Raw genomic sequence first — 16,993 nt, forward strand, 5'->3', positions numbered from 1 at the left:
GGGGAAACTCCCGAAGGCGAAAGGTGGACGCACCCTGGCGCGGCGCTGCGCGCCCGTCCTTCCGGCTTTCTTACGGTTTAAAAAAACACGGTACGGCAGGCATTTACGAGCATCTCGACGTGCGCCGGGACCAGGATGGGGACAATGCGCAGCGAGCGGGACCCGATCTTTTTCAGCCTGGGGGACTGGACGGTGCGACCCGCGGAACGGTCCATCGAACGAGACGGCGAACGCCATGTGCTCGAGCCGAAGCTGATCGACGTGCTGGCCTATCTCGCCGGTAGCGGGGGGGGCGTGGTAAGCACCGAGCAGATCCTCACCGATTGCTGGCGCGGCCCGTTCTACGGGGACAACCCCGTGCACAAGACGGTGGCCCTGTTGCGAAAGATCCTGAAGGACGACGCGCGCTCGCCACGCTACATCGCGACGGTGCGCAAGCGGGGCTACCAGGTGATCGCCCGCGTGGCGTTTGCCGACGCCCGCGAACGCGCATGGGTGCCACGAGGGAGCTGGCGTGGCGGATCGCCGTTCCGCGGTTTGCTGGCGTTCGGCAGCGACGACCGGCACGTGTTCTTCGGTCGCGCACAGGCCAGCGCGGCCGTGCTCCGGGTCGTCCGGCGCAGTCACGCGGAGGGTTGCGCTTTCGTGCTGGTCACCGGCCCCAGCGGGTGCGGCAAATCCTCGCTCGTGCAGGCATCCGTCGTGCCCACGTTGTCCGAACGCGCCGGATACGACGGCTTGCGTGTCGCCGCGTCGGTGACGTTCAGCGCCCGCCAGCCTGCGCACACGCCGCTGGAATCGCTGGCCTCGGCCTTGTGCCGACTCGACGTCGGCGATCGGCCGGTGTTCGTCGAAACGGAGCGGCCCGCGCTCGTCCGCGCGCTGGCGGACGATCTCCCCTTCGTCACCCGGCGCATCGCTTCGGCGTTGCGCGACGCCCGCGGCACGGTACTGCTGGCGATCGACGCGCTCGAAGGGCTGACCGCGCTGCCTGCCGCGGAGGTCGCGCCGATGATCGACGCACTCGATCACCTGGCGCGGAGCGGACTCGTGCTGGTCGTCGCCACCTGCCGCAACGATTTCTATCCCGCGCTCATGGCGATGCCCGCGCTGCGCGCCCTGAAACAGGATGGCGGCATCTACGACCTGGCACCGCCGACACCCGGCGAACTCGCGCAGATCATCCGCCTGCCCGCGTATGCCGCCGATCTCCGTTTCGGCCGCGACCCGCAGGGAGAGCGCCTGCTCGACGACGTGCTGCTCGATGCCGCCTGTCGCGCGACGGGCAGCCTGCCGCTGCTGCAGTACACCCTGCAGGCCCTGTACGAAGCGCGCGACGACGACGGCACCCTTGGCTTCGCCGCCTATGCCGCCCTCGGGGGTATCGAAGGGGCGCTTGCCAGCCGCGCCGAGCGCATCCACGCGAGCCTCGACGCGCGGGCGGCGAAGACGTTTCCCCGACTGCTCCACCGGCTGGTGACGGTCTCGGGCGAGGACGAAGCCATCGCGTGCACGGTGCGCTGGCGTGACGTGGACGACGACGAACGGCATGCGGTCCGCCAGCTCGTCGACGGGCGGCTCATCGTCAGCCTGCTCGACAACGACGAGCCTTGCTTCACCGTGGCGCATGAAGCGCTGCTTCGTCATTGGCCGCGCGTGGTGCAGTGGCTGGAAGCCCACCGGGCGGCGCTGCGCACGCGCGCACGCCTGGGTGACATGAGCCGCCGCTGGCATGCCGACGGTCAACGTCGCGAATACCTCATACCCCGGGGCCAGTTGCTGGCGGACGCGCGCCATCTGATGCGAGAGGGGCATCCACCGCTCGACAAGGCGCAGCGATCGTTCGTGCGCCGTTCGTCGCGCCACGCCCGCCTGGCGACGGCCCTGCTCTGCACCATGGCAGGTGCGATTCTCGGATTGGCCGTCTTCTCGTCGGTAGCGGCCGTGGACGCGCGCCTGGCCAGCCGCCGCGCCGAGGCGCGGCGCGCCGACGCGGAGGGGTTGCTCGACTTCATGCTGGGCGACATGTACGAGCGGCTCAGCGCGTTGGGGCGCCTGGATCTGCTCGACGAAGTGACCGGGCGCGCCATGGCCGTGCTGATGCACGACGGTCGCCGCGACGATCCCGATGCTGTCGCACGACAGGCACGGGCCTTGCGCCAGATCGGGGAAATACGGTTCGCACGTGGCGATCTGGACGCCGCCGCACAGGCGTTGCAATCGGCCGCCGCGAGCGTCGACCGTTTGGCGACCGGCGATCCGTCGCTTGCGGTGGCCTATGCGGAGCGCGGCAAGATCGATTTCTGGCGCGCGCAGGTCGCCGCCGCGTACGGTCATGCCGACGAAGCCCTGCACTGGTGGCGCACCTACCGGTCGGATGCGCTGCAACGCGTTCGGCTCGAGCCGGATGACCCGGATGGCTGGCTCGAACTTTCCTACGCCGAGAACAGCCTGGGCACGGCGGCGCTGCGCGCCGGACGCGCCGACGAGGCGAAGCTGCGGTTCGACGCATCCGCCGCACTCAAGCGTCGCGTACTGGGCATGCGTCCCGATGACCACGCCGTGTGGCTTGAGCAGGCCGACACGATGAGCTGGCTGGCCAGCGTGGAGCAGCAACACGGCGACCTGGCCAGCGCCCTGGATCACCTGGGCCAGGAACGGGACGCCGTGCGCGCGGGGCGTGCGGGCGGCGCGCCGACCGATCAGTGGCTCTACCGGCGTGCGCTTTCCGACCTCCACCTGGCGCGGGCACAAGCCGACATGGGCCTGGCCACGGAGGCGGACGCCACCTACGCGACCGCGGCCGCCACGTTCAGGCGACTGGTCGATGACACCCCGGACAACCGCCAATGGCAACGTGATCTGGCCTTGACGCTGTCCCAGCGAGGCTGGCTCGCGTTCGGCATGGGTGACAGCGCGCGGGCCCTGCGGTGCTTGGCCGATGCGGCGCGCCTGCTTCGCGATCTGTCGCGTATCGATGCCCGGGTCGCGGACTGGCGCCTCCTGCTGGCCGTGAACCGCACCTGGGAAAGCAGTGCGTGGCTGCGGGAAGGCCGCATCGGCGATGCCGCCGCCGCGATCAACGAGGCCCTGGCGCTGTATGGCGACGTACCGCCCGATGCAGCCGCCACCCGCTTGCTGCGCGCGGGCACCCAGATCGTGGCGGGCGAGATCGCCCGCGCGCGCGGGGACGAGTCGCGGGCCCTGGGCCACTGGCGGGCCGCCGTCGCGGAGCTCCGTCCCCGCGCCCTGCATGGCGCGGATCCGCGGGTACTGGATCCTTACGTACGCGTATCGCTTCTGCTGGGCCATGATGATGCCGCCTCCCCATCCCTCGAACGCCTGCGCGCATCGGGCTATCGCGCGCCGGCGTTCGAGTCGTTCGTCCACATCCAGAGCAAGGACCACTGACCGCCATGACACAGATCGACGTCACGCTGACCATCGACGAAACGCTGCCGGGCTTCGGCAACGACCGCCAACGGAAATACAACTACGTGTTCAACCCGGATCTCGTGCACGTGCAACACCGCGACACGCGCATCGTCTATCGGCTCGCCAGGAACGACCGCAAGCGATTCCGCATGTCGGACATCTACACCAGCGATGCCGCCGACCAGTTCAGCGCGCCGGAGGTGATCGACGACGGCGATGCCATCGCCATTACCCATAAGAACAAGGTCAAGCGACTCACCCAGTTGCTGGTGATGGTGAAGGTGGATGACTGCTCCGACACCGGCGGTGGCGACACGCTGGGCCTCGACCCGCAGGTGACCAACGATCCGCCGCCGGGCTGATCCGGACAGGGGCGCCCTTCCCTCGCGGAAGGGCGCCCGTCACGTCACGAGGTCCAGCCCCAGCCGCCGTGATTGCCGAGTGCCGTCTTCAGTGCGTCGTTCGTATCGTTGGAGCGGCAATCGAAGTAGCGCTTGGTGCTGGTGCTGCCCGGCTGCGCCACCTTCTCGTCACGGTGCGAGAAGATCCGCAACGGCGTGGAGGGATAAACACGATTGACCAGCGTGGGCACCACGAAGGTGCAGCCATCCCACTGACCGTCGCATGGCATCAGGGTACAGTCGATTTCGATACGCGTAATGGTCGCGGTGCCCAGGCCACATTTTTCCCGTAGCTTGGCCAGGCTCGGCAGGGTGTTTTCGCTCCAGAATTTCTGGTCGGGATGGCTGCGCGTGCTGCCGCCGGTCGAGTTGTCGGACTCGTTGCCCAGCTTGATGGCCACGCCGTTGGACATGATGGCGTGGGCGATGTAGTGAACCTTACCGTCGTTCTCGTAGAAATCGTGGACGACCGGATAGATCACCTTGTCCTTGGCACGGGCGAGTTCGGGAAACATGGCGCGTAGCTCCTGTGTGTGTGGTGAGACACAGGCTAGGCGCGGGGCGGAGGCCGCGGCATCGGTTTTTTACCGACTTGCCGCCGGTGCCGTGCCTATCCGCGCAGAAACGAAAAAGCCCCGCCGGAGCGGGGCCTTTCGACGGGACGACGGGACGTCCGGTCAGTTGATGCCGTACGACTGGAGCACGCCATCCTTGAACTGGAAATAGATCGACCGGTAATCGGTCTTTTCCTTGCCCATGGTCTGGTCGGCCACCGCGTTGGCGCTACCGCCGCCGCCGTTGGCCTTGTTGTACTCCGCCTCACCGATATTGGTCGCGTTGTTCGACGGCACGTGGCTCCAGAGCGCGGACACGCCGCGAACCACCGCGGAGCGGGCCAGCCCGCCGTTAGAGGTGCTGGACATCGAATAACTCCAGCGCTCCGTACCGTCCGATTGGACCGACGGCCGATCCGGCTTGCCATAGAGCTTTTCCACGTCGGCCGTCGTGCTCTTGTGCACGACCAGGTGCTGCCTGACGAAGGTCGGATCGTAGAGCTCCGCGCGGGTCTGGTACGGCGGCGTCTCGGACCGGGAGAAAATGCCTGCGCTGGCATCCAGGCTGGTCAGCGCGACCAGGATCAGGGCGAGGTGGATTCGGGTCTTCACAGGTCACTCCATGTAGATCGATGAACGGATTATTCCCTTCCGCAGGATAACCTCCGAAATGCCTCAGGAGAAGTGACAGGATCGGCACAAACCGCTACTGCATGGTCGCGATACCTGCACGAAGGGCGTACCGGGTGAGTTCGGCGATGCCCTCGATGCCCAGCTTCGACTGGATGTGCTCCCGGTGCGTACCGACGGTCTTCATGCTGATATGCAGGCGCTCGGCGATCTTCCGGGTGCTGTAGCCCTCCGCGTAGAGCTGGAGCACCTCCCGTTCGCGGGGCGTGAGCACCGACTCGTCGCCCCTGCCCCCGCGGCAGAAGGCCTCCACCAGCACGTGGGCCAGCTCGGGGCTGACGTGGTAGCGGGCCGCCAGCACGCTGTCGATGCCCTCGATGAGGTGGTCGAAGGCGCAGCGCTTGAGCACGTAGCCGTGGGCACCTGCGTCGAACGCCGCCCTGACGCTGGAGCGGTCCCCGCTCTCGGACAGGCAGAGCATGCGGGTGGCGGCGCACCGGGCCGCCACCCGTCGTGCCATCTCGAATCCCCCCATGCCCGGCATCGTGTCGTTGAACACCACCAGGTCCGGGCGGTGATCCAGGCAGAGCTTCAGACCGTCGCGTCCGTCGCCCGCACTGCCGATCACTTCGAACCGGTCCCGGCTCGACAGGAGCGCCGACAGGCCTTCACGCATGATCCGTTGCTCATCCACCAGCACCACGCGCACAGCGCGTGACGCGCCCGGGTGCCCGGCTTCCATCGCCCCTCGACGGGGCTGTGACAGAATGGGGTCCGCAGGACGGCCGTCCAGGTAACTTCCTTGCATCCACCTACTCCGGTTGAAGACTTCGCCTACCGTCGCAGATGACGCCAGCCGAAGTCCTTCCCGGAACCTTACGGCCCGCGAATCCCATCCAGTTCAGGCAAGCAACACGATGTCCATTCATGGCGGCGTGAGCCCCCTCCATGACAGCCAGCCATTCACCGTCGGTGATTGGCGCGTCTCTCCCATGCACCGACGTATCGAGCGACCCGGCGAACGCCGGACGCTGGAACCGCGTCATGCCGATGTCCTGTCCTACCTCGCCACGCATGCGGACGAGGTCGTCAGCGCCGAGCGACTGCTCCAGGCGTGCTGGGGAAGCGGGTTTTACGGCGATAACCCGGTGCACAAGACGATCGCCATGCTACGCAAGGCGCTGGACGACGATGCACGTGCGCCACGCTATATCGCAACGGTGCGCAAGCGCGGCTACCAGCTGGTCGCTCCGGTCGCCTCGCCCGCGACGACACGGTTGCCACGAGCGAGCACACCCTATCGGGGATGCCACCCCTATGGCGTCGACGACGGCGCCGTGTTTTTTGGCCGCGCACGGGCACTGACCGACCTTCGCGACACGTTTTTCGAGGCGCACGCGGGCGGCATCCGCTCGATCGTGGTACGCGGTGCCAGCGCCTGCGGGAAAACCTCACTCGTCATGGCCGGCCTCATCGCTTCGCTGATCGCACCTGCCGCCCGTGCGGCGTTTCCGCTTGCCGGCTGGTCGTCGGTGACACCGGACACGGTCGACGACATCAATCACCTGCTTCGGTCGGCCGCGCCGCATCAGCGTGTCGTGATCGTGGCTGACGGGCTGGAGCGTATGCCGGCCACCCTGGCGCCGATGCTCGATCGGCTGGCGACCGATACCCGGGTCATGCTGATTGCCACCTGTCGCGACGCCGACCTGGCGGGTTGCCGTCGCCGCGGCATGGGGCACTCGCTCTTGCAGACAAGCATCGAATACGCCGTGACCGCACCCAGCGCGGGCGAGGTCGCATCTATCATCCGCGACCCGGCGCGCGCATGCGGCCTGCGCTTCGGACAGGATCCCGACGACGCGCGCCAACTCGACGACGTGCTTCTGCAGGACGCCTGGAAACATCCCGGGTCGCTCCCCGCGCTTCAGCAGATGCTGGCCGATCTCTTCCATTCACGAGACGCTTCGGGGGTGATGCCGTTCGACACCTACCGCGCCGTGGGCGGCATCGATGGAGCGTTGACCCGCCATGCCCTCCGTCACCTGAAAGAGACGCACGGCTCGTGGCACCCCGCCCTGCCCCGCCTGCTTCGTCGGCTGGCCCTAGTGACCGCCGACGGGCGGCTCCGCTCGCCCTGCGTGCCGTTACGCTCGCTCGACGAGGCCGAGCTCGCCCTGGTCGACAGCCTCGTCGACGCGCGTATCCTCGCCAGCCGGCTGCTCGACGACCAGCCCTGCATCGTCGCCCCCCGCCCGCTGGCGGCGATACGGCTCGCCGAGGCTGGGGGCTATGCTTAAGCACCTCCCGCCATGGTGCAGCGGCCGCGTCAGTGATCCACCAAGGGCACGATGTGCCTTGGCGGCAGAAGGCGGGCGTTCTGTCAGGCGGCTCGTGTCTACCCGTGCAGTCAAGGTGGAAAGCGCCGGCGAGCCCTACAGGTCGGTGCGCCAAATCCAGGTTTCTATCGCGCGGACGGAAAGCGGGAACGCCGCGCACGCCAAAGGGCAAAGGCTTGTCGCACATCGCATGGTCGCGCCACCACAATGAAAACATGCGTGGTCATGCCGTGCGAGTCTGGGACATCGACGGCACGCGGTCCCGATCTGCGATTTCACGGCTGATCGGCGCCGCCACGTGACAGCACGACGTAGTCGCCGTCCCCGCCCACGCCGTGATCGATCTGGACAAAACCCTGGGCGCCATAGAACGCGAGCGCCGCCCGGTTACGGGACAGGCACTTGAGGCGGTACGTTCGATCCGGCCACCCAGGCAGCGCTCGCAGCAAGGCGCGGCCGATGCCTCGTCGCGCGTGCGCGGCGTCGACGAACAGGTGGTGAATGAAGTCATCGGGCTCCCACACGGAAATGAATCCGGCGATGTCCTGGCCGACCTCCGCCACGAGCATGCGCTCTCCCTCGGTCTGCGCATCGAAATCGTCCAGGCGAAACGTATCCATCCGCAGCCAAGTGAACGTACGCCGCCGACTTGAGAGAAAGAGTTCGCGAAGCGCCGGGAGATCGACGGGCGCGGCGGCGCGAACGATGCAGGTCATGCTCATGACGTGAGTGTCGATGCTTCGGCGCAGGCTCGCCCACATGCCACGTTCTTTCGCCGGGACTAATCCAGCGACGTCAGCAGATCGTCGAAGCGTTCGGGTACGTGAAGGTGGTAGCCCTGCGCGAAATCCACGCCCAGGCGATCCAGCAGGCGCAGCGTGGCTTCGTCCTGCACGTATTCCGCCACGGTACGGATGCCGAGCACGCGGGCGAGTTCGCAGAAGCTTCGAACCGACACCTGGTCGACGGGACTGGTCGTGAGGCCCGTAATGAACTGGCCGTCGATCTTCAGGTAATCGACATGTAGCGACTTCAGGTAACCGAATGACGACACGCCGGCACCGAAGTCGTCCATCGCCACACGCACGCCGCGATGTCGCATGTCATTGAGGAAAATGGATGCCGCGCTCAGGTTGGTGATGGCCACCGTCTCCGTGATCTCGAGGCAGATGCGGCGCAGGTCGAAACGTGCGCGGTCCATGATGGCCTTGATGAACTCGTGGAACGCCGGATCGCTCACGGACTGGCCGGACAGGTTGATGCCGACGTGGTCGAAACGTTCCGCGACACCGTCCGCCAGTCGCTGGAAGACCCGCGTCACCACCCATCGGTCGATCTGCGACGCGAGCTGATAACGCTCGGCGGCCTGCATGAACGCCGAGGGAGAAATGGCCTGTCCGTCGGCGGTCTTCATGCGCACGAGGATTTCGCACGAAACGCCTTGCGTCGATGCCCGAACATCGGACGACCGCGGCGTGATGCGTTGCGCGTAGAGTTCGAGCGCCTGGGCGTCCAGCGCCCGCTCGACTTCGAGTCCCCACGCCGTCTCGCCCGCCCGCGACTGGATGTCGCCGTCGCCAGCGCTCCATACCTGGTAGCGGTGGCGTCCGGCGGCCTTGGCCGCGTAGCAGGCGCTGTCCGCCGCCTGAAGCAGGTGCTCCAGTGAGCGGCCCGCGGCATCCATCGATGCCAGGCCGATCGACGTACCGACGCGGAATCGCTGTCCATCGGGCGCCACGAAGCGATAGTGATCGACTGCATCGCAGATGGCTTGGGCGATCCCTTCGGCCTGCATGGCCGAGCAATTTTCCAGGAGCACCGCAAACTCATCGCCGCCCAGGCGAGCGACCGTGTCGTAGCCGCGCACCGCCGAGACCAGGATCGCGCTCACCTGGCGCAGGAGATCGTCGCCGGCGAAGTGCCCGCAGGTATCGTTGACGACCTTGAAATGGTCCAGGTCGATGAACATCACGACCCCGTCGCCGCCGGTCGCCTGCACGCGCTTGAGGAAGCGCGAAGCGCGTGCTTCGAATTCGATGCGGTTAGGCAGGCCCGTCAGCACGTCGTGGCGCGCGTGGTGCACCATCTCGCGGTGGATCGCACGGGCTTCGGTCACGTCATGGAACACCATCACGCCACCGAGGACCGTGCCCCGCGTGTCGAAAATCGGCGCGGCGGAATCCTCGACGCCGTACCGGCTCCCATCCCTGGCCAGGAGCACGCTGTTGTGGGCGAGGCCGACGATCTTGTTGTCGGCCAACGCGATGAGCACGGGGTTCTCGACTGGCTGGGCGGTCTCCTCATTGACCAGGTTAAGCACGTCGGTGATCGGGCGGCCGCGCGCTTCGTCGGCCTTCCAGCCGGAGAGTCGCTCGGCGACGGGATTCATCCACGTCACCCGGGCTTCGGGATCCGTGGTCACCACGGCGTCGCCGATCGAGTTGAGGGTGACGCGGAGCAACTCGCGCTGTTCTTCGAGATCGACTTCGAGTTGCTTGCGCTGGGTAATGTCCTGGAACGCGCCGGTCAGCCGTACCGCGCGGTCGCCTTCGAATTCGACGAGCCCCATGGCGCGAACCCAGAGCCGCTTTTCCCGGAACGTGACAAAGGGCAGTTCGAGATCCCAGCCTTCGCCGGTGGCGATGGAGTGCGCCACCGCCACTTCGATCCGCTCGCGTGCCCCTGGCGGATAGAACGCCACCGCGTTGGCGAAGTCGGGCTGGAAGTCGTCGGGCACCTCATGCAGCCGCCGCGTCTCCGCGGACCATGTGACGGTCTGGGTGACGAGGTCCAACTGCCAGCCACCCACGCCCGCCGCGCGGCCGGTGCGGTCCAGAAACGCTTCGCTCTCCTTGAGTCCTTCCTCCGCAAGGCGTCTCGCGGTGATATCCGCCTGGATCACGACCACCCCGCCGAACTGGCCGTCACGATGGTGGATCGGCTGGATCTCGGTTTCCATCCAATGCACGTGGCCGTCTGTCGCCGTCCAGCATGTCTCCCCGCGAAAAGCGCCCTGGCCGGCCAAGGCGGCTTGCCATGCGTCGCGGGCGGGCATATCGCCGTCCATGGTCTCGCCGCAGAAGTCGGCAAGCGGACGACCGATCACCTCGGCGGCGCACTGCCGATGCGTGCGATAGAACGCGGGATTGGCCCAGGCGATTCGGCCCGCGGCATCGGCCAGGAGCACGCTATCCATGGTCAGTTCGCCGACTTTGGCCAGGCGATCCAACTGCTGGGTCATGTGCCGCGCCAGGGCCACCGCGCGCTGGCGGCCACCGATGAGAAGCCAGGCGGCGAGTCCCATCAGCAGACTGATCACACCGCCCAACTCCCAGAAGAGGAGCAGCCGGCGCCCGCCGGTGAGCCCGTCGAGTTCCGGCCGGCTGGCAATGGACAACACGAAGTCCCGGCCACCGAAAGCCAGCGTTTCGCGACGGTGGAATAGCGCCGGCTCGCCGGGAAGCGCGTCGGACTCGCTGGCGAAGATCGCGCGCGCGGACGCCGCCTGATCGGTCAGGACGAAATGGAGGTCGGCGAGGTGATACAGGTCAGCCAGGGCGGTCGGGAAATGCACCGCCGCATACACCCAACCGACATGCCGGACCCGACCATCGATGTCGGTCGCGCGAGCGTCGGTCACGTACAGCGCGCCATAGCTTCCGTCCGCCTTCTGCAACAGATGGATCGGCGGCGTCACCGCGAGCTGGCCCGTCGTCCGAGCCCGGTCCAACGTGGCACGCCGCTGCACCTCCGAGCCAACGTCGAACCCGAGGGCCGCCCGATTGGCCGGCAAGGGCTCGATGGAACGGATGACGTAAAGGTCCTGGGCGTCGCCCGACGTACGCAGGGCGAACGAATCGCCGTACTCCGATCGCGCCTTGTCGAGAAATGCGGGGAGCGCATCACGCGGGACGTCGGCGATGAAGCCGAAGCCCAGCACGCCGGGGAGCTCCGCACGGGGATCGCTCGCCGCCACCGCCTTGCGAAACTGGACGACACCGGGCGCCTCTCCCAGGGCGGCAACGGTGCCGCGCAAGCCGTCGAGGCCGTAGCGTGGCCTTTCGAGCCGGGCCATGACGTTGACCTTCAGCTCGGCCGCCTCGCTGTCAAAACGTGCCTGGGCAGCCGCCTGGGTGCGATCCGCGACGGCAGACACCGTCAGCCAGGTCAGCAAGGCTCCGAGGCTGGCGGCCAGGAAGGCACCGGACAAGGGCCAGAAGCGTCGGGATACCCTGGTTTTCAACGACAACGCCCCCTGTGGCCAGATCGATCCGGCGAGGTGCTGGCCCACCACGCCGAGGAGCGTGCCGTCCCGTGGGATGACACGTCCCCAAGGATATATACGTCGGGAAGGGGCAAACAGATGCGTGGGACACGAATTCGTTGCGTGCGGCGCCAGACGACGGCACAGGCTTCGTTGATCGCCAGGACGCCGACGTCAGGCGTTCGTGTTAGATCGCTGCCGCATGAGCAGCATCCGACCCCGTTCAGTATCCGGGTGCCAGTCCGAGCGCGACGGCAACACCCGCAACGCCGCCCACTGCGGCTAGCAGCGCGCCGAGTGCGTGGCGGCGGAGTAACGCTCGGCGACAGCAACCTCGGCGCGATCAGGCGAAAATGCCACACCCCAGAGGGTGACGGAGCAGGTGGTGGTCAGCATGCGCATCGGTTGACCAACCACGTTGGCCACGCGACGGATACTGAAAAAGCAAAAGGCCCCGCATTTGCGAGGCCTTTTGCCAGTTTGGCTGGGAGACTAGGATTCGAACCTAGATAAACGGAGTCAGAGTCCGTTGTCCTACCGTTAGACGATCTCCCAATAAAACGGGATTCGATGCGCTCTGACCTTGAAGCATCGAATGTTGAAGCGGGTAATTCTAAATCAGAATTAGCGCTTCGAGAACTGCGTGGCGCGGCGGGCCTTGTGGAGACCGACCTTCTTACGCTCGACTTCGCGGGCGTCGCGGGTCATGAAACCGGCCTTGCGAAGCGGCGACTTCAGCGCTTCGTCGTATTCGACGAGGGCGCGGGCGATACCGAGGCGGATGGCGCCGGCCTGGCCCGTGATGCCGCCACCGGCGACGGTGACCATGATATCAAACTTCTCGGAATTGTCGGTCAGCTCAAGCGGCTGACGGACGATCATGCGCGAGGTTTCGCGGCCGAAAAACTGATCGAGCGGCTTGCCGTTGACGACGATGCCACCGGTGCCCTTGCGAAGGAACACGCGGGCGGCGGAGGTCTTGCGGCGGCCGGTACCGTAATTCTGCTGGGTAGCCATATCGGTTCCTTAGATTTCCAGCGCCTGCGGCTGCTGGGCGGTATGCGGATGTTCGGCGCCGCCGTACACCTTGAGCTTGCGGTACATGGCGCGACCCAGCGGGTTCTTCGGCAGCATGCCCTTGACGGCGATCTCGATCACGCGCTCCGGGTAGGTCGCCAGAAGGTCCTTGAGGCTGGTGGTCTTCAGGTTACCGACGTAGCCGGTGAAGCGGTGATACATCTTGTCGTCCAGCTTCGCACCGGTGACGGCGACCTTGCCCGCGTTGATGACGACGATGTAATCGCCGGTATCGACGTGCGGGGTGAACTCCGGCTTGTGCTTGCCACGGAGACGGCGCGCGACCTCGGTCGACAGACGACCCAGGGTCTTGTTCGTGGCGTCGATCACGAACCAATCGCGCTTGACGCTCTCCGGCTTGGCGCTGAACGTTTTCATTTCGAAAATACCTGGTTTGCCGCCCTAAGAGGCGGAACACGGAATCGGTGAAAGCAAAGACGCGAGAGAATAGCGGAAATGCCCTTCATCGCGCAAGCCCACCAGACAGGTGAGCTTCGGGCCGACAATCATAGCACGATGACACGACCTTCTCGCAACCCTGCCGGGACGTTCACAGGGACGGCGCGACAAGTGGCCGCATCGTCGATGCCCCGTTCGGGCGGGCGCGCATTGTAACGTGTGTCATCCCCATCCGTAAGGAGCGTCCTCCATGTCCGTCCGCACCCTGAGCCCTTTGGATCGCCTGCTCGCAGGGTTGGAACGCGCCATGGAGGCCGTGGCCGGCTCACCGGAAGCCGCGCGCCCATCACCCGGCCATGCCCTCGCCGACGCCCCCCTCGACGACGCCGAGCGGCGCCATGCGGCGGGGCTGATGCGGATCAACCACGTGGGCGAGGTCTGCGCCCAGGCGCTCTACTACGGACAGGCGGCCCTGGCCCGCACCGACGAGACCCGTGCCCACCTGATGCACGCGGCGCAGGAAGAAACCGACCATCTCGCGTGGTGCGCCGATCGCCTCAAGGAGCTCGATAGCCGCCCGAGCCTGCTCAATCCCCTGTGGTATGCCGGGAGTTACGCCATCGGCGTGGCCGCGGCCGCCGTGGGCGATCCGATCAGCCTGGGTTTCGTGGTGGAGACCGAGCGTCAGGTCGAGGCGCACCTGGCCGACCACCTGGAACGCCTGCCTCCCCAGGACGAGCGCTCGCGCGCCATCCTCCGCCAGATGCAGGCCGACGAGGTACGCCATGCCCAGGCGGCCCAGGCGCGCGGCGGCATCGATCTGCCGTTTCCCATCCCGGGCCTGATGCACGCCGCCTCGTCGGTGATGAAGACAGTCGCTTACCGCCTCTGACCGCAGGCGCCTCCGTCCCTGCCCGGTACGTGGACATGCAGGCGGCGCGCGCCTGTCCACGTACCGTAGCCAGGCGCCAATGACGCCCAACGAAAAAGCCCCGCTGTCGCGGGGCTCGTTCGTCACATCAGGTTGCGGCCGTGGAAGAGCTCTTCGATCTCACGGCGGAGCAGCGACTCGATACGCTGGCGCTCCTTGAACGAGAGGTCGTCGGCCTGGGCCTCGAACAGGTAGGTGTCGAGGTCGAAGTCCTTGATGTGCATCTTCGTGTGGAAGATGTTTTCCTGGTAGACGTTCACGTCGAACATCTCGTACTTCTGGCGGATGTGCTTGGCGAGGTAGTCCTGCACCGAGTTGATCTTGTGGTCGATGAAGTGCTTCTTGCCCTTCACGTCGCGCGTGAAGCCACGCACGCGGTAGTCGGCGATGACGATGTCGGACTCGAAGCTGTCGATCAGGTAGTTGAGCGCCTTCAGCGGCGAGATCACGCCGCAGGTGGCCACGTCGATGTCGGCGCGGAAGGTGGCGATGCCGTTGTGCGGATGCGTCTCGGGATAGGTGTGGACGGTGATGTGGCTCTTGTCCATATGCGCCACGACGGCGCCCGAGATGGTGTCGCGGCCGAGCTTCTCGACCACCGGCTCCTCGGAGATGAGGATGGTGACCGATGCGCCCTGCGGGTCGTAATCCTGGCGCGCGATGTTCAGGATGTTGGCGCCGATGATCTCGGCCACATCGGTGAGGATCTGCGTCAGGCGGTCGGCGTCGTACTGTTCATCGATGTATTCGATGTAGTTCTGACGCTGCTGCTCCGAGACGGCGTAGCAGATGTCGTAGATGTTGAAGCTCAGCGCCTTGGTGAGGTTGTTGAAACCCTGCAGGCGAAGGCGGGGAAGCGGTTTGACCACAGCGACTCTCCGAGGCCGGGGGAAGGCCAGCAGCAGACGCGGGTTAGCAGCAAGGGTCCCCGCAAGAAGATAGGAAGCGAACGCGCAGACGGGCAGTCTGCCCGCCCCTTGTGAACGGCGTGAGACAGGGCATCCCCGCCGAGGGGGTGAAATTATGGGGCAAGATGGTCAGGATTTGAACACGTTCGGTGATCTGGCCCGCGAAAAGGCTGGATTACCCCTACCGGATGTCTGCCATAATCCGGCCGGGGACATGGCGACTCGGCGACGCCCGACGGTTTTCCGGCGGCAAAGACCGCACGGGGGGACGCCATGCCATTGAGGCTTAACGGAATCCGCTGTGGCACAACTCAAATATCTGTTGCAACAAGCGTTCGAACGGTCACAGGCACCGACCAGCTTCGCGCCTGATCCCGCCTCGATGGGCCGCTTCCTCGATGCCTGCCATCGCCGCCGTTATCCCGGCAAGACCGCCATCATCCGTCCGGGCGACCCGGCCAACACCCTTTATTACGTGATGGAAGGCTCCCTTGCCGTCTGCACGGAAGACGAGGAAGGGCGCGAACTGATCCTCGCCTACATCAACCGGGGCCAGTTCATCGGCGAGATGGGACTGTTCGTCGAGCAGGCCCAGCGCGAGTCGCTGGTGCGCACCCGCACGCCCTGCGAGATGGCCGAAATCAGCTACGAGCGCTTGTTCCAGCTGCTGGAAGGCCCGCTTGCCGCCGAGTGCCCCAAACTGCTGTTCGCGATCGGTGCCCAACTGACCAACCGCCTGCTGCGCACCTCGCGCCAGGTCAGCCGCATGGCGTTCATGGACGTCACCAACCGCGTCTCTCGCACCCTGCTCGATCTTTGCCAGGAGCCCGACGCCATGACCCACCCGGACGGGACCCAGATCCGCATCTCCCGGCAGGAAGTCAGCCGCATCGTCGGTTGCTCGCGCGAGATGGTCGGCCGCGTGCTCAAGCAGCTGGAGGAAGAGCGCATGATCGACGTGTCCGGCAAGACCATCGTGGTGCGCGGCACGCGCTAAGGCGCGTTCGGGCTTTCAGGCGCCTTCGTAGACCATGTAGACGTCGGCCCGCTCGTAATGCGAACCGGGCCGGGGGCCCTTTTGCATCACGAAACCAGCGCGCTCGTACATGCCCAGGGCGCGGGTCAGGCGGCTGTTGGACTCCAGGAACAAGGTGCGGCCGCCGAGCCCGCGGTACGCCGCGATCGCGGCATCCAGTAGCTTGCGCCCCGCGCCGAGCCCGCGATAGTTCTCGTCCACGGCCATCTTGGTCAGCTCGTAGACCCCCTCGCCTTCGTGGATCAGCGCGCAGGTGCCAACGGTTTCCCCGGCGTAGAGAGCGAACAGCACCTGCCCGCCTTCGGCGACGATGGCGCCCTCGGGATCCGAAAGCACGGCATGGTCGACGTCCTCGACCCGGAAGTAGCGTTCGAGCCATTGCCGGTTGAGCCGGAAGAAGTGCTCGCGCAGCGCCGGGTCGTAGGGCACCACCGTCACCGCCTCGCGCGCCAGCGCGGCATGCTGGCCGAGGATGGCCGGCACCACCGGACGCTGGGCGAGGGCGTGCTCACAGGCATCGATGGCGTCTAGCAGCTCCTGGCCACGTGGTCCCATCGATTCGCCCATGCCGCGGCGGATCGCCAGCCAGACCGGCCCGAGCGCACCCAGGGCACGCTCGCCCGCCTCGGTCAGCACCAGGACGCTGCGCCGACCGTCTTGCGGGTCGCGTTGACGGATCACCATGCCGGCGTCCACCAGGCGATCGGCGAGCTGGCTGACGGCCGAATGGGTCTGGCCGATGGCGAGCGCCACCTCGGTAACGGTACTCGGGCCGACGTCGCGCAGGAAGCGCAATACCGGGAACCAGCGCGACTCAATGCCCGCGCCGCATGCCCGGTACACCTCGTCCACGGCTTGGTAGAAGTGATCGCTCAACGCCTTGAGGCGGCTGCCCAGCGCCAGTTCCCGGAGCGAGGAAAGATACATGCGTCAGTCCTTACACATTTGAATCGCAAGCCAACGACGTTACGGCGGCACATCGTCGCACGCAAGCCATTTTGCAGGGCTTTCATGTGGCG

General features: G+C 66.4%; 14 protein-coding genes and 1 tRNA gene. 5 read left to right on the forward strand and 10 right to left on the reverse strand.

Features of this window, described 5'->3' with window-relative positions; all coding sequences use genetic code 11:
* Positions 1–144: 144 nt before the first annotated feature.
* The gene (locus PI246_RS10090; RefSeq protein ID WP_320551128.1) at positions 145–3,411 is read left to right on the forward strand and encodes an nSTAND1 domain-containing NTPase; all 3,267 of its coding nucleotides are present in this window, start codon (positions 145–147) and stop codon (positions 3,409–3,411) included.
* Between the two features lie 5 nt (positions 3,412–3,416).
* A complete protein-coding gene (locus PI246_RS10095; RefSeq protein ID WP_320551129.1) occupies positions 3,417–3,797 on the forward strand; it encodes a hypothetical protein in 381 nt (126 codons plus the stop codon).
* Positions 3,798–3,841: 44 nt separating this feature from the next.
* On the opposite strand, the gene PI246_RS10100 is transcribed toward PI246_RS10095, so the two are convergent.
* From PI246_RS10100 to PI246_RS10110, 3 genes are all read right to left on the reverse strand, one after another.
* Positions 3,842–4,351: a hypothetical protein gene (locus tag PI246_RS10100; RefSeq protein ID WP_320551130.1), complete on the reverse strand. Its 510-nt coding sequence runs from the start codon at positions 4,349–4,351 to the stop codon at positions 3,842–3,844.
* Positions 4,352–4,513: 162 nt separating this feature from the next.
* Positions 4,514–5,002: a hypothetical protein gene (locus PI246_RS10105; RefSeq protein ID WP_320551131.1), complete on the reverse strand. Its 489-nt coding sequence runs from the start codon at positions 5,000–5,002 to the stop codon at positions 4,514–4,516.
* Between the two features lie 94 nt (positions 5,003–5,096).
* Positions 5,097–5,762 carry a response regulator transcription factor gene (locus tag PI246_RS10110; protein ID WP_320551132.1) on the reverse strand — a complete coding sequence of 222 codons (666 nt, stop codon included), beginning with the start codon at positions 5,760–5,762 and terminating at the stop codon, positions 5,097–5,099.
* Positions 5,763–6,012: 250 nt separating this feature from the next.
* Between PI246_RS10110 and PI246_RS10115 the strand changes: the two genes are divergently transcribed.
* Positions 6,013–7,320: an nSTAND1 domain-containing NTPase gene (locus PI246_RS10115; RefSeq protein WP_320551133.1), complete on the forward strand. Its 1,308-nt coding sequence runs from the start codon at positions 6,013–6,015 to the stop codon at positions 7,318–7,320.
* A 314-nt stretch (positions 7,321–7,634) separates the two neighbouring features.
* On the opposite strand, the gene PI246_RS10120 is transcribed toward PI246_RS10115, so the two are convergent.
* The 5 genes from PI246_RS10120 to rplM form a co-directional block, all read right to left on the reverse strand.
* Positions 7,635–8,081: a GNAT family N-acetyltransferase gene (locus PI246_RS10120; RefSeq protein ID WP_320551134.1), complete on the reverse strand. Its 447-nt coding sequence runs from the start codon at positions 8,079–8,081 to the stop codon at positions 7,635–7,637.
* Between the two features lie 59 nt (positions 8,082–8,140).
* Positions 8,141–11,569 carry an EAL domain-containing protein gene (locus PI246_RS10125; protein WP_320551135.1) on the reverse strand — a complete coding sequence of 1,143 codons (3,429 nt, stop codon included), beginning with the start codon at positions 11,567–11,569 and terminating at the stop codon, positions 8,141–8,143.
* 535 nt (positions 11,570–12,104) lie between these two features.
* A tRNA-Gln gene (locus tag PI246_RS10130) sits at positions 12,105–12,178 on the reverse strand.
* A 69-nt stretch (positions 12,179–12,247) separates the two neighbouring features.
* Positions 12,248–12,640: a 30S ribosomal protein S9 gene (rpsI, locus tag PI246_RS10135; protein ID WP_144916175.1), complete on the reverse strand. Its 393-nt coding sequence runs from the start codon at positions 12,638–12,640 to the stop codon at positions 12,248–12,250.
* 9 nt (positions 12,641–12,649) lie between these two features.
* Entirely contained in the window at positions 12,650–13,078 is a 429-nt protein-coding gene (gene rplM / locus PI246_RS10140; protein WP_144916172.1) for a 50S ribosomal protein L13, read from the reverse strand.
* A 271-nt stretch (positions 13,079–13,349) separates the two neighbouring features.
* Between rplM and coq7 the strand changes: the two genes are divergently transcribed.
* A complete protein-coding gene (gene coq7, locus PI246_RS10145) occupies positions 13,350–13,991 on the forward strand; it encodes a 2-polyprenyl-3-methyl-6-methoxy-1,4-benzoquinone monooxygenase (protein WP_320551136.1) in 642 nt (213 codons plus the stop codon).
* A gap of 122 nt (positions 13,992–14,113) precedes the next feature.
* On the opposite strand, the gene speD is transcribed toward coq7, so the two are convergent.
* Complete coding sequence (gene speD, locus PI246_RS10150) at positions 14,114–14,899, reverse strand: adenosylmethionine decarboxylase (RefSeq protein WP_036109987.1); 786 nt, start codon at positions 14,897–14,899, stop codon at positions 14,114–14,116.
* 340 nt (positions 14,900–15,239) lie between these two features.
* Between speD and crp the strand changes: the two genes are divergently transcribed.
* The gene (gene crp / locus PI246_RS10155; RefSeq protein WP_320551137.1) at positions 15,240–15,935 is read left to right on the forward strand and encodes a cAMP-activated global transcriptional regulator CRP; all 696 of its coding nucleotides are present in this window, start codon (positions 15,240–15,242) and stop codon (positions 15,933–15,935) included.
* 15 nt (positions 15,936–15,950) lie between these two features.
* On the opposite strand, the gene PI246_RS10160 is transcribed toward crp, so the two are convergent.
* Positions 15,951–16,901: a bifunctional helix-turn-helix transcriptional regulator/GNAT family N-acetyltransferase gene (locus tag PI246_RS10160; protein WP_320551138.1), complete on the reverse strand. Its 951-nt coding sequence runs from the start codon at positions 16,899–16,901 to the stop codon at positions 15,951–15,953.
* Positions 16,902–16,993 lie beyond the last annotated feature (92 nt).

It is taken from the genome of Luteibacter sahnii (genome assembly GCF_034063545.1).
Taxonomy (GTDB): domain Bacteria; phylum Pseudomonadota; class Gammaproteobacteria; order Xanthomonadales; family Rhodanobacteraceae; genus Luteibacter; species Luteibacter sahnii.

Coding starts and splice junctions, on each gene's coding strand:
- PI246_RS10090 (WP_320551128.1), top strand. CDS start 145: ATGCGCAGCGAGCGGGACCCGATCTTTTTCAGCCTGGGGGACTGGACG.
- PI246_RS10095 (WP_320551129.1), top strand. CDS start 3,417: ATGACACAGATCGACGTCACGCTGACCATCGACGAAACGCTGCCGGGC.
- PI246_RS10100 (WP_320551130.1), bottom strand. CDS start 4,351: ATGTTTCCCGAACTCGCCCGTGCCAAGGACAAGGTGATCTATCCGGTC.
- PI246_RS10110 (WP_320551132.1), bottom strand. CDS start 5,762: ATGGAAGCCGGGCACCCGGGCGCGTCACGCGCTGTGCGCGTGGTGCTG.
- PI246_RS10115 (WP_320551133.1), top strand. CDS start 6,013: ATGCACCGACGTATCGAGCGACCCGGCGAACGCCGGACGCTGGAACCG.
- PI246_RS10120 (WP_320551134.1), bottom strand. CDS start 8,081: ATGAGCATGACCTGCATCGTTCGCGCCGCCGCGCCCGTCGATCTCCCG.
- rpsI (WP_144916175.1), bottom strand. CDS start 12,640: ATGGCTACCCAGCAGAATTACGGTACCGGCCGCCGCAAGACCTCCGCC.
- rplM (WP_144916172.1), bottom strand. CDS start 13,078: ATGAAAACGTTCAGCGCCAAGCCGGAGAGCGTCAAGCGCGATTGGTTC.
- coq7 (WP_320551136.1), top strand. CDS start 13,350: ATGTCCGTCCGCACCCTGAGCCCTTTGGATCGCCTGCTCGCAGGGTTG.
- PI246_RS10160 (WP_320551138.1), bottom strand. CDS start 16,901: ATGTATCTTTCCTCGCTCCGGGAACTGGCGCTGGGCAGCCGCCTCAAG.